At 70.2% G+C, this 11,078-nt stretch carries 12 protein-coding genes and 2 pseudogenes; 9 read left to right on the forward strand and 5 right to left on the reverse strand.

All coding sequences use genetic code 11. From position 1 onward, the window contains the following. Positions 1-30: 30 nt before the first annotated feature. A pseudogene (locus AB0K28_RS48285) lies at positions 31-657 on the forward strand (arsenical-resistance protein); the annotation flags it as partial. 45 nt (positions 658-702) lie between these two features. After that, positions 703-1,008: pseudogene (locus tag AB0K28_RS48290) on the forward strand (heat-shock protein HtpX); the annotation flags it as partial. A gap of 53 nt (positions 1,009-1,061) precedes the next feature. Here the strand turns inward: AB0K28_RS48290 and AB0K28_RS48295 are convergent. Next, positions 1,062-2,009 (reverse strand): WYL domain-containing protein, encoded by a 948-nt coding sequence (locus AB0K28_RS48295; RefSeq protein ID WP_364384477.1) that lies wholly within the window; start codon positions 2,007-2,009, stop codon positions 1,062-1,064. 108 nt (positions 2,010-2,117) lie between these two features. On the opposite strand from AB0K28_RS48295, the gene AB0K28_RS48300 reads away from it, so the two are divergent. Beyond that, positions 2,118-3,062 carry an alpha/beta hydrolase gene (locus AB0K28_RS48300; RefSeq protein ID WP_364384480.1) on the forward strand — a complete coding sequence of 315 codons (945 nt, stop codon included), beginning with the start codon at positions 2,118-2,120 and terminating at the stop codon, positions 3,060-3,062. A 246-nt stretch (positions 3,063-3,308) separates the two neighbouring features. On the opposite strand, the gene AB0K28_RS48305 is transcribed toward AB0K28_RS48300, so the two are convergent. Next, the gene (locus AB0K28_RS48305) at positions 3,309-4,226 is read right to left on the reverse strand and encodes a sulfite exporter TauE/SafE family protein (RefSeq protein ID WP_364384483.1); all 918 of its coding nucleotides are present in this window, start codon (positions 4,224-4,226) and stop codon (positions 3,309-3,311) included. Between the two features lie 379 nt (positions 4,227-4,605). On the opposite strand from AB0K28_RS48305, the gene AB0K28_RS48310 reads away from it, so the two are divergent. After that, the gene (locus tag AB0K28_RS48310) at positions 4,606-4,989 is read left to right on the forward strand and encodes a DUF202 domain-containing protein (RefSeq protein ID WP_364384486.1); all 384 of its coding nucleotides are present in this window, start codon (positions 4,606-4,608) and stop codon (positions 4,987-4,989) included. Further along, positions 4,986-5,384, forward strand: a complete 399-nt coding sequence (locus AB0K28_RS48315; RefSeq protein ID WP_364384489.1) for a DUF202 domain-containing protein — start codon at positions 4,986-4,988, stop codon at positions 5,382-5,384. The genes AB0K28_RS48310 and AB0K28_RS48315 overlap by 4 nt, the downstream gene beginning before the upstream one ends. A 274-nt stretch (positions 5,385-5,658) precedes the next feature. Here AB0K28_RS48315 and AB0K28_RS48320 read toward each other — a convergent pair whose 3' ends face one another. Both AB0K28_RS48320 and AB0K28_RS48325 read right to left on the reverse strand, forming a co-directional pair. Beyond that, positions 5,659-6,084 (reverse strand): PPOX class F420-dependent oxidoreductase, encoded by a 426-nt coding sequence (locus AB0K28_RS48320; protein WP_364384492.1) that lies wholly within the window; start codon positions 6,082-6,084, stop codon positions 5,659-5,661. A 503-nt stretch (positions 6,085-6,587) separates the two neighbouring features. Beyond that, a complete protein-coding gene (locus AB0K28_RS48325) occupies positions 6,588-7,580 on the reverse strand; it encodes an AraC family transcriptional regulator (protein WP_364384495.1) in 993 nt (330 codons plus the stop codon). 138 nt (positions 7,581-7,718) lie between these two features. Here AB0K28_RS48325 and AB0K28_RS48330 point away from each other — a divergent pair, with 138 nt between their 5' ends. The 4 genes from AB0K28_RS48330 to AB0K28_RS48345 all read left to right on the forward strand — a co-directional run bounded on the left by AB0K28_RS48330 (position 7,719) and on the right by AB0K28_RS48345 (position 10,728). Continuing rightward, complete coding sequence (locus AB0K28_RS48330; protein WP_364384498.1) at positions 7,719-8,540, forward strand: NmrA family transcriptional regulator; 822 nt, start codon at positions 7,719-7,721, stop codon at positions 8,538-8,540. Further along, positions 8,537-8,944 carry a DUF4345 domain-containing protein gene (locus AB0K28_RS48335; RefSeq protein ID WP_345408214.1) on the forward strand — a complete coding sequence of 136 codons (408 nt, stop codon included), beginning with the start codon at positions 8,537-8,539 and terminating at the stop codon, positions 8,942-8,944. Before AB0K28_RS48330 ends, AB0K28_RS48335 begins: the two co-directional genes overlap by 4 nt. Positions 8,945-9,038: 94 nt before the next feature. Next, positions 9,039-9,992, forward strand: coding sequence for an AraC family transcriptional regulator (locus AB0K28_RS48340; RefSeq protein ID WP_364384501.1), 954 nt, complete (start codon positions 9,039-9,041; stop codon positions 9,990-9,992). After that, the gene (locus AB0K28_RS48345; RefSeq protein WP_364384504.1) at positions 9,976-10,728 is read left to right on the forward strand and encodes an SDR family NAD(P)-dependent oxidoreductase; all 753 of its coding nucleotides are present in this window, start codon (positions 9,976-9,978) and stop codon (positions 10,726-10,728) included. The genes AB0K28_RS48340 and AB0K28_RS48345 overlap by 17 nt, the downstream gene beginning before the upstream one ends. Before the next feature lie 67 nt (positions 10,729-10,795). Here AB0K28_RS48345 and AB0K28_RS48350 read toward each other — a convergent pair. Beyond that, on the reverse strand, positions 10,796-11,078 hold a 283-nt coding region (locus tag AB0K28_RS48350; RefSeq protein ID WP_364384507.1), incomplete at its 5' end, for a hypothetical protein.

Here is an 11,078-nt window from a genome sequence, read left to right on the forward strand (position 1 = left end):
GCTGCCAGACCCACGGCACCGGCCGAGCGAGTCGCGCTCAACTCCATCTTCCAGGTGATCGCCTTCGGCGCGCTGGGCTGGTTCTACCTGCAGGTGCTGCCCGGCTGGCTCGGCCTGCCGCAGGCCGCGCTCGACGTCTCCGCCTTCGACATCGCCTTCTACGTGCTCGTCTTCCTCGGCATCCCGCTGCTCGCGGGCTACGCCTCACGCAAGCTCGGCGAACGCGCCAAGGGCAGAGCCTGGTACGAGCAGCGCTTCCTGCCGCGCATCAGCCCGATCACCCTGTACGGACTGCTGTTCACCATCGTCATCCTGTTCGCCCTGCAAGGCCACACCATCACCTCCCAGCCCGCGGACGTGGCCCGCATCGCCCTGCCACTGCTGGCCTACTTCGCCCTCATGTGGGGCGGCGGCTTCCTCACAGGCCGGGCGATCGGCCTGCCCTACGACAAGACGACCACGCTCGCCTTCACCGCCGCCGGCAACAACTTCGAACTGGCCATCGCGGTCGCGGTCGGCGTCTTCGGCGTCACCTCCGGCCAAGCCCTGGCCGGCGTGGTCGGCCCGCTCATCGAAGTCCCCGTCCTGATCGCCCTGGTCTACGTCAGCCTGGCCGACCGCCGCCTGTTCACCGCCGAGGAGCCCACCCGTGCCTGAGAACGCCCCCGAGACCACCACCGGCAAGCCGTCGGTCCTGTTCGTCTGCGTCCAGAGGTCCGCTCCGCCGGATCGGCCCCGGCCGATCAGGTCAACCCCGTCGCCATCGAGGCGATGCACGAGATCGGCATCGACGTCGCCGCGGCCCGGCCGAAGGTCCTCACCGTCGACGCGGTCGAGGCCAGCGACGTGGTGATCACTATGGGCTGCGGCGACGCCTGCCCGATCTTCCCCGGCAAACGCTACGAGGACTGGAAACTCGACGACCCCGCCGGGCAGGACATCGAAGCCGTCCGCCTGATCCGGGACGACATCCGTTCGCGCGTGGAGCAGTTGCTCGGCGAACTGCTGCCTGACTGCCCTGCCTCCACGGACGGGTTCAGGCCGCGACCGTTGGGGGTGTCTCAGCCGTATCGCTCGACGAGCGCGTTGCCGATCAAGGTCAGGTGGTCCCGCACACCAGGCGGGCCGGTCACTTCGAGCCATTCGACCAGTCCCGCCAGCTCGCCCGCGAGCGCGTACTCGTTGTAGCCGCGGATCACGACCTCGATGCGACCGTCGATCGTGGGACCTCCGACCTCGAGCCGGTCCCCAAGCGGCATCCGGAGCTTGCCGATCCCCTCGGGAGCGCACACCGCCTGAACTTCGAGAGGTGTTCGCCTTCGGTCGACCTCGTCGGCGATCTCCCTCCAGCTCTCAGCGAGATCGAACCCCTCGGGTCGGTGCACGGGATCGCCGGTCGGCTCGACGGATGACACGCGGTCGATCCGGAACGTCCGTCGACCGGCGTCGGTGTGCGTGACGAGATACCACGTCGGTCCTTTGGCGACGACGCCGAGCGGGTGGACGATCCGCTCGGTTCCGGAGCCGTCGCCGCCGACGTAGCCGAGCCGAGTCTGGACGCCACGGATCACCGCGTCCTGGACGTCGTCGAGGAACAGCGGGGTTGGGTATTCGACCCGGCTCACACCCCATCGATGCGGATCCACCAGCCTCGACGACGCCGCCGCCTCCGCTGGTACGCGGAAAGGCTCCGGCAAGGCTTGGACGAGCTTGCGCAGAGCGGCCTTTGCGGCCGGGTCCGCCGCCGCGGCCGGGCCGGCCACCAGGAACAGAGCCCTGGCCTCCCGAGCGGTCAGCCCGGTCAGGTCGGTACGGGCACCGCCCACGAGCCGCCAGCCACCTCCCCGGCCCCGCGCGGAGTACACGGGGACCCCTGCCATGGCCAGAGCGTCGAGGTCACGGCGGGCGGTCCGCTCGGAAACCTCCAGCTCCCGGGCCACCTCCGCTGCCGTCACCCGCTCGCGCCGTTGCAGCAAGAGAAGGACGGCCACCAGCCGGTCGGTTCGCACGCCGACAACACTTGCACAAAAAACCGGTCATGAGGTGACCGGTTTCGGCTGCCAAGATGGCCGCATCTCCACCGCACGATCACCCCGAAAAGACAGACAGGAAACGCGATGTTCAATCCAACCGATTTTCCCGAGCCCACGCTTATACCGGTCAACGGCGTGGAACTCGAAGTCTTCGAAGCGGGCCGAGAAAATGCGGGAAAACCCATCGTGCTCTGCCACGGCTGGCCGGAGCACGCCTTCGCCTGGCGCCACCAGATGCCCGCCCTCGCCGCGGCCGGCTACCACGTCATCGCACCGAACCAGCGGGGTTACGGCAACTCGTCCCGCCCGGCGGAAGTGACGGACTACGACATCGAACACCTGTCAGGCGACCTCGTGGCACTCCTCGACCACTATGGATACGAAGACGCCGCCTTTGCCGGGCATGACTGGGGTGCGTTCGTCGTCTGGGGACTGACGCTGCTGCACCCCGACCGGGTGAACAAGGTGATCAACCTGAGCCTGCCCTACCAGGCGCGCGGAGAGAAACCCTGGATCGAGTCCATGGAGGACACGTTCGGCGGCGACTTCTACTTCGTCCACTTCAACCGGCGGCCGGGTGTCGCGGACGCCGTGTTCGACGAGAACACCTTCCGGTTCCTCCGCAACCTGTATCGGAAGAACGTGCCCCCAAGGGAGCCTCGGCCGGGCATGGCGCTGATCGATCTCGCCCGGGCGGAAACACCCCTCGGTGAGCCCATCATGAGCGACGGCGAACTGGCCGTGCTCGTCTCCGCCTTCGAATCATCGGGATTCACGGGCGGCATCAACTGGTATCGGAACCTCGACCGCAACTGGCACCTGCTGGCGGACGTGGACCCGGTCATCCGGCAGCCCACTCTCATGATCTACGGCGACAGGGATGTGATCCCACGGGGTGAGAACCTGGCGGAGTTCGTGCCCGACGTGGAGGTGGTCAGCCTTGATTGCGGTCACTGGATCCAGCAGGAGAAGCTGGAGGAAACGAACCAGGCGATGGTGAAGTGGCTGGAACGGCAGGATGCCCCCTGAGCGCGACATGACCGGCCCGCATCCGGGAAGTGGCCGTTCCGCTCGACGGCGAAGACATCCATGACCTCTGCGCAACCCCGGCCGTCGGCGTCCCGAGCACCCCGCCACGTGGAGGCTCGACCACCCGGATGGCCGATGGCGGCTCGGGTACAGCCACACGTCAGCTCGCGGCGTGTGGCTGTGCTCATGGCGCACCGGCATCGGCAGGTAGTGCTTGCTCATCGAGGCGGCCGGGCGGCTCGGTGTTCAGCCCGGCCGGCTGGCCGGGGCGGGTGCCGCAGTGGCTTGCTCCTCCGGTCTTGGGCGGCCGCGGCGCAGGACGTACCAGCAGGCCGTGGCTGTCGCTGTGGCGCCACCCAGGATCCACGCCGTGGCCTGGTTGCTCACCTCCAGCAGCTTCAGGGCGGAGGCGAGCAGGACCACGGCGAGCATGGCGCGGATGACGGCGCCGGGGGCGCGGGAGGAGATCCGGGCGCCGAGGTAGACGCCGGGGATGGAGCCGAGGACGAGAGAGGTGGTGAGGTGGAGCTGGAAGTCGCCGTAGAGAAGGTGGCCGACGGCGGCGGCGGCGACCATGGGGACGGCCTGGACCAGGTCGGTGCCGACGAGTTGGTTGGCCTTCAGCGTGGGATAGAGGGCGAGCAGCGCGACGATGATCAGGGAGCCGGCGCCGACCGAGGAGATGCCGACGGTCGCTCCTCCGATCATGCCGACGAGCAGGGTGGGGATCGGGCGCAGGGAGATCTGCGCGATGTCGGCTTCGGCTCCGGACCGTTCCCGTACGGCGAGGAAGGCCTTGGCGACCAGGCCGGCCACGGCCAGCAGCAGGGCGACGCCGAGGGCGTACTTCACGGCCTGCTGGGCAGCGGCCTCGGTGTCGAAGGCGCGGGCCAGGAACACTCCGCAGAACGCGGCGGGAACCGATCCGGCGCAGAGCCAGGCGACCAGGCGCAGGTTGACGGTTCCGTGACGCAGGTGCACGTAGCCGCCGATGGGTTTCATGACGGCCGAGGCGACCAGGTCACTGGAGATGGCGGCCAGCGGCGGCACGTTGAAGAACAGCATCATCATGGGGGTCATCAGGGCGCCGCCGCCCATCCCGGTGAGACCGACGATCACCGCGACCAGGAAAGAGCCGGCCAGGAGAGGGAAGTCGATGATCACGCGAACTGCCTCCTGCGGACCATGGGCGTGCGGCGGGCGTGTCTTCTGCGTTTGACAGGTGATGGCCGGCGATGACGCGGGGCAGGCGCCAGACCGTGCAGGAGCGCGAAGGAGATGGACATCCAGAACCCTTACTGTGAGTAATGAGCAACTACTCTCAGTAGCTGAACGTGATGCTTGTGCATCAAGTGGCCACAGAGACAGATGCTTGTCGCCCCCGCGCGCCCACCTGGCGCAAATCAGTCCATTACCGTCCGCCTCACCGAACCCGCCGGGCGACATTTCCAGCCCGGACCGGCCGGCACCGGGACCCTGCTGCCCGTCTCGCCACGCCTCTTGCACCTGGACAAATGACTGCGTTCAGTTATCTATTGATTACATGGAGAATACAGCTTCAGCCCCCGCACCCGCCCACAACGGCACCCCCACCGACGCCGAACCCGATGTCCGCTTCACCTTCGCCAACGAACGCACGTTCCTGGCCTGGAGCCGCACCGCCCTTGCCCTGTTGATCGCGGGACTGGCGATCGTGCAAGTCTTACCTCCTTTTCCCGGCCTGCCCGGCGCGCGGCGCATGCTCGCGGTGCCCCTGATCGCGTTAGGTGCGCTCCTGCCCGGCGGCGCCTATCTCGAGTGGCGGCGCAACCAGCACGCCATGCGCCACGGCCACCGCCTGCCACGTTCCGTGCTGCCCCGCATCCTCGTCATCATCATCACAGCGGTCGCGCTGATGGCCGCCCTCGTCGTCCTGCGCGGCTCATGACCCCCGAGCTTCGCCGGCGCCCTGGCGGCACCCCCGGCCGAGATCCAGGTCTGGCCCCCGAACGCACGCATCTGGCCTGGATCAGGACGACCGTGTCCCTGCTGGCCCTGGGCGCCGCCGTCACCAAGGCCGTACCACCCGTGGGCCTGATCATCCTGCTTCTGGGCGTCTCGTGCTGGCTGCTGAGCCGCCACCACCAGCCGCCCCTGCGCTCGGGTGAGCACCATCGGCACCGCCCGCTGCGAGCGCTGGCCACCGCCCTCACGTTCGCCTCGCTCATCACGCTCCTCTCGATCTTGCTGACCAGCCGATCGCCCGCGCTCCCCCTCCTTCCGGCGCATCGGCCGCAGACTCCCTCGATATCCTCTCCCTCCTCGACCGTGCCGCCTCGCTGACCCGACAGCAGTGGCACCTTCGCCCTTCGCTCCCGTCCCGGCGCTGCGGCTGGCGGCGGGAGCGAACACCCGCGCCGCCGCGGCCGATGCCTGCCCCACGAGGTGCGCCGCGCCGACGACAGCGCGCCTGCCACGCCGCCGCTGCAGCGCCCGCAACGCTAGGGCCGGCCGCCCGTCGAACCGACACCGACCACGATCACGTCCCACGCGTCCACGTGCTCCCGTCATCCTCACGGTGCCGGCCGACCTTGTCCCCACGCCGGGATGCGAGGTCCTACTCGGTGATGCCGCCGTAGGCGATGACCTTGGTGGGGCGGAGCCGGACGACGACCTCGCCGGGGACCCCGTTGCGCCTGCCGAACTCCTCCGCCTGGTCCGGACCCACGTACCGGGCGGCGGCCCGGGTGGCGACATCCAGGAGCTCGTCCAGGTCCTCGCTCAAAGTCACCTCGCCGCGAGCCTCGACGTAGGCGAAGGGCGGAGCATCGTCATCGACACACAGCGCCGCGCGCGGATCACGTCGCAGGTGGCGGGCCTTGGCCGTTTCACCGTTGGTGGTGAAGGCGAAGTCCTCGCCGTCGAAGACGTACCAGACGGGCGTGACATGGGGAGCACCGTCGGCTCCCAATGTCGCGAATTTCCCGGTACGCGCGCCGCGCGTGACGAACTCGTGCCACTCCTGGGTCGTCATGGTGTGCACAGATGTCTGCCTTTCAATGTTCGCCCGAACGGACCCCGCAAGGCGTGTCGCCGTTGCCATGGCCTGCGGGCAGCGAGTCACGGACGAGCTCATGGAGTGCGGGACCAGGTCCTTCGGCGAGCGACGTCATCATGCGTCTTCCCCGCCCCTGTTCCCCTCGCTCCGCCACCGGCGCTACCAGCGAGCCGATTCGTACACTTCGGCCCCTACCCTCCTGATGACGCATCCGCGTCAGAAGCGGTCATACGTCAGCAAAGGACCCCCATACGCGCGCCAGAAGCGGCACTCCGGCACCGCAACCGGCCGTTCGATCACCCGAGCACGCCCATCCCGGCAGACAGCACCGAACTCCGGGTGTCCCCTGGCGACTATGAGCTGTCCGCCCCGCTTGCCGAGCGCTGCTGATCGAGGCCGGTATCGCCGGCCCGAGTTCCGGCACAACCTCGGGGTCTCCACGCTTCGAGGTGCTGAGACGAGCCGGGGAACCGGAACCGTTCAATCCATCAGGGCGGTCCAGGCAGCGGCGAGGTCGCCGCGCGCGACCGGACGCTTCCCGGTGACACGCCGAAGGCACGTTTGAACGCCCGGCAGAACGCCGTCTCCGACCGATACCCGAAACGATGGGCGACCGCCGAGAGTGGTTCCGGCGTCCGCCGCAGGTGGGTGCGGGCCAGCTGCAGCCGCCATTGGGCCAGGTATCGCATGGGGGGTTCACCGACGAGCTCGGTGAAGCGCGCCGAGAACGCCGACCGCGACATGCCGGCCTCCCGGGCGAGGGAGGCGACGTTCCAGTCCTGCTCGGGTGCCCGGTGGATCGCGGTGAGCGCGCGTCCGATCTGTTCGTCGCGCAGGGCGGCCAGCCAGCCCTGCCGCGCTTCCGGCGCGGCGTCGAGCCAGGATCGGATCGCCTGGATGACCAGGATGTCGGCAAGCCGGGTGAGAACGGTCTCACCGCCCGGACGCAGCGCCTGCGCCTCCCTCGACACCAGCCGCAGCATGCTGTGCAGCCAGCCGGCATCGTCGTCGTCCCAGCCGTCGAGGTGGATGATCGGGGGGAGCTGGGCGACGAGCTTGCTCCCCGCGGCATGGTCGAAGCGGACCACACCGTAGGTGACGTGGGTGCGCTCACCGCCGCCGCCGTGGCGCAGGATCTCGTACCGCTCGCTGATCTGCTCGACCGGGATGTCGAAGAGATCGTCGGTGGTGGCCTCGGGGTCGCTGCGGAACCGGTGCGCGACGCCGTGAGGGAGCAGGGTGAGGCTGCCCGGCTGCAGGAGGCGGGGGCCGGCGCCGTCGATGTCGGCGTCGACGTCCAGCCAGCAGTGCCCGGCGGTGACCACCACCAGCGCCATCAGCTCCGGCAGCGGTGGCACGGCTATGCCCCAGGGCGCGGTCAGCTCGGCCCGGCAGTAGAGCGTGCCGGTCAGGCGCAGCAGGTGCAGCGCCTCGCCGAGGAGGTCACCGGCAGCGGGAGGAGTACGGACGCGATCGTGCACGCCCGCCACTCTGCCGCATGTCCCTCGCGTCCGCCAGTCTGGATGAACGGCTAAGAATCACGGACTTCTTGTGATTGCCCGTCCAGGACGATGTGGCCGAGACTCGGTCTGTCACCAGCCCCAAGGAGCGCAGGAACCATGTCATCACGTCCCATCCTCGTCATCGGTTCGACCGGCAAGACCGGCCGGCGCATCGTCAGCCGGCTCACCGGCGGCGGCCACCGGGTCCGTCCGGCCGGGCGGCGCACCGACCCGCCGTTCTCGTGGGAACAGCCGTCGAGCTGGCCCGCAGTGCTCCACGGCGCGGGCTCCGCCTACATCGCCTACGCTCCCGACCTCGCCGTACCGAGCGCACCCGCCGCGATCGAGGAGCTCGTCTCGTACGCGATCGAGGCCGGTCTCGAACACCTGGTGCTGCTGTCCGGCCGTGGCGAGCACCACGCACAGCGCTGCGAGAAGATCGTCCAGGGCTCCGGGCTGAGCCACACCCTCATCAGGGCCAGCTGGTTCGCCCAGAACTTCAGCGAAGGCGACCTGCTGGAGCAGGTACGGCGCGGCATGATCACCCTGCCCGCCGGCCAGGTGGCCGAACCCTTCGTCGACGTGGAGGACATCGCCGACGTGGCGGTCGCCGCCCTCACCGACGACGGGCACTCCGGCCGGCTCTACGAGCTCACCGGGCCGCGGCTGCTGACCTTCGCCGACGCCGCGGCGGAGATCTCCGCCGCGGCGGGCCATCCGGTCGGCTACACCGCCGTCGCGGCCGGCGAGTTCCGCGCCGCGCTGGCCGAAGAGACGGGGCCAGAGTACGCCGACCTCTTCACCGCCCTGTGCGAGGAGTTGTTCGACGGACGCAACGCCACGCTGGGACGCGGCGTGCAGGACGCGCTCGGCCGCGAGCCACGCGACTTCGCCGGCTTCTGCCGGTCCGCCGCCGCGTCGGGCGTGTGGCAGCGATGAGCAGGCGCGTGGACCCGCACTCCGTCCTTCTCTTCGTGGCCGGTCTGGTGCTCATCGTCATCGGCGCGGCCAACCTGTTCGCGCCCGTGGCCTTCCACCAGGCCAACGGCATCATGGTCGTCGCCGACGCCGGCCTGTTGAGCGAGACGCGCGCGGCGGGCGGCGTCCTGCTCACAGCCGGGGTGTTCATCATGGTCGGCGCGTTCTCCACCCGGTTCGCGGTCGCCGCCGCTGCCGTCGGCGCCACGGGGTACCTCGCCTACGCGCTGTCCCGCCTTCTCGGCATCGCGCTCGACGGCGTACCGGCCGGCGGGCTGGTGCTCGCCGCGGTGGTGGAATCGGTGCTCGGACTGGCCTGCGCGTACTCGCTCCTGCGGCGTTCCCGCGAGGGCGCACGAGTCTAGAGCGACGTCACGTGGCCCCTGCTCGGCGGAATGGCGCGATCATTCACGACATCGTCCCGCGCGGGACCTTACGCTCGGCGCGGAGGTGGTCGGGATGGACGAGGGATACTCCTCGGCGGCGATGGTGGCACTGGTCACTGCGTCCCTGCGCCGTCGTGGCCTCCCGGTGTCGGACGGGGCGAGGTGCGAGGGGCCGCGCGTGACGTTGAGCGCCAAGCGGCGGCTGCTCGCCGCCGTCGCCGCCGCCTACGGCGAGAGCGCGTTGATCCTCGCGGGGCAGGCTGTGGCCGGCGGCCCGTTCGATCCCCTGGGGCACGCGCTGACCTCCGCGCCCACTCCCGTCGAGTGCCTGGCCAGGTGGGGACGGCTTGAGCGCTACGTGCACTCACGGCACCGGACGATCATCACCTCCGAGAGCTCCCACGGTGTCCGCGTGCGGCACTCGGCGCCGGCCGGTTCACCGCCCGTACGGCATGAGAGCCTGCTCGTGGCGGGGGTGCTGGCGGGCCTGCTCTCGGCCCAAGGGTGCGTGAACGTCCGGCTGAGCCTGGCCGACGGGACAGCGCTGCTCGACCACGGTCACCTCATCACCGGCCACGTGCCGCCGGGGCCGGTCGACCGGTTCCGCCTGGCCTGGATTCCGGGAACCGCCCATCCGCCCGGGGAACCGCCGCATCCGGCGCCCCCACCCGAAGCCGGGCGGGGACCGGTCACGGGCGCCGCGCTGCGCCGGGTCCTCGCCGACACGACCAGGCGGTGGACGGTCGGCGAGCTCGCGACGGCCGGCGGCATGTCCGCCCGTACGCTGCAACGGCGCCTCCACGAGGAAGGGAGCTCGTTCTCCTCAGTGGTCGCCGCCGCCCGCGTCATCCGCGCGTCGATGCTGCTCGGAAACGCCGACGTGCCGTTGTCAACCGTCGGATTCCTGGCCGGGTACGCCGACGGCCCCCACTTCGCCCGCGAGTTCGCCCGGCGAACCGGCGCCAGCCCGGGCCGCTACCGGACCGTCATCACCCCTACGGAGACCGATCATGAGCCTTCCCTATGACCGCGCCCTCATCACGGGCGGCAGCACCGGCGTGGGACTCGCCCTCGCCGCCGAACTGCTGCGACGCGGCTGTAAGCGGGTCGCGCTGTGCGGCCGCGACCCGCACCGGCTGGCCCGCGCCCGGCACGCCCTCAGCGCGGACGTGCTCACGGTGCCCTGCGACATCACCGAACCGGACGACCGATCCCACCTGCTGACCGTGGTCGAGAAGGAATGGGGAGGGCTCGACCTCCTGGTCAACAACGCGGCCGTGCAGATCGAGACCGATCACCTCGCCGGTGCCACACCCGCGGTCCTTCGGTCGGTGTCCGACGAGATCGAGACCAACCTCACCGCTCCGGTGCTGCTCACCTTGCGGGCGCTGCCCGCGCTGCGGGCCTCCGGTCACGCCGCGGTGGTCAACATCGGTTCCGGCCTCGCGCTGGCGCCCAAGCGGACCGCTCCGGTGTACTGCGCCACCAAATCGGCCCTCTCCACGTACACGCGGGCGCTGCGGTACCAGCTGCAGGACTCCGGCGCCCGGATCCAGGCCGTCGAAGTCGTGCTGCCCCTCGTCGACACCGACATGACGCGGGGACGCGGCAGCGGGAAGATCAGCCCCGAGCGTGCCGCGGAGGCGATCGTCAACGGTCTCGCCGGGAACCGCTCGGAGATCTATGTCGGCAAGGCCCGGCTGTTGCCGCTCCTGATGCGGGTGGCTCCCTCGATACCGCGCCGCATGCTCCGCGCCGGCTGAGCTTGCCGGGTCGGGTGGTTCCGCCCAACCGGCGAGGCCTCCGCCGCCGGACGCGAGGCGATCGGTATCACCCGGCAACTGGCCCTGCCCTTGCGCTCCCCAGCACGCGCTCCCCGGACCCGATCAACGTTGTGATCCCGGCCGCTTCAAGCTGACCCAGCGAGAACTGGTCGTGCTGGCGCTGCTGGCCGAAGGGTTGACCGCCCAGGCTGTCGCCCATGACCGGCCCGCCTGAGCCGCGCGTCGCGCGGCGCGCGGCGGTCGGCGGTCGGCGGTCGGCGGTCGGCGGTCGGCGGTCGGCGGTCGGCGGTCGGCGGTCGGCGGTCGGCGGTCGGCGGTCGGCGGTCGGC

It is taken from the genome of Nonomuraea sp. NPDC049504 (assembly GCF_040676845.1).
In the GTDB taxonomy this organism is placed as follows: Bacteria; Actinomycetota; Actinomycetes; order Streptosporangiales; family Streptosporangiaceae; genus Nonomuraea; species Nonomuraea salmonea.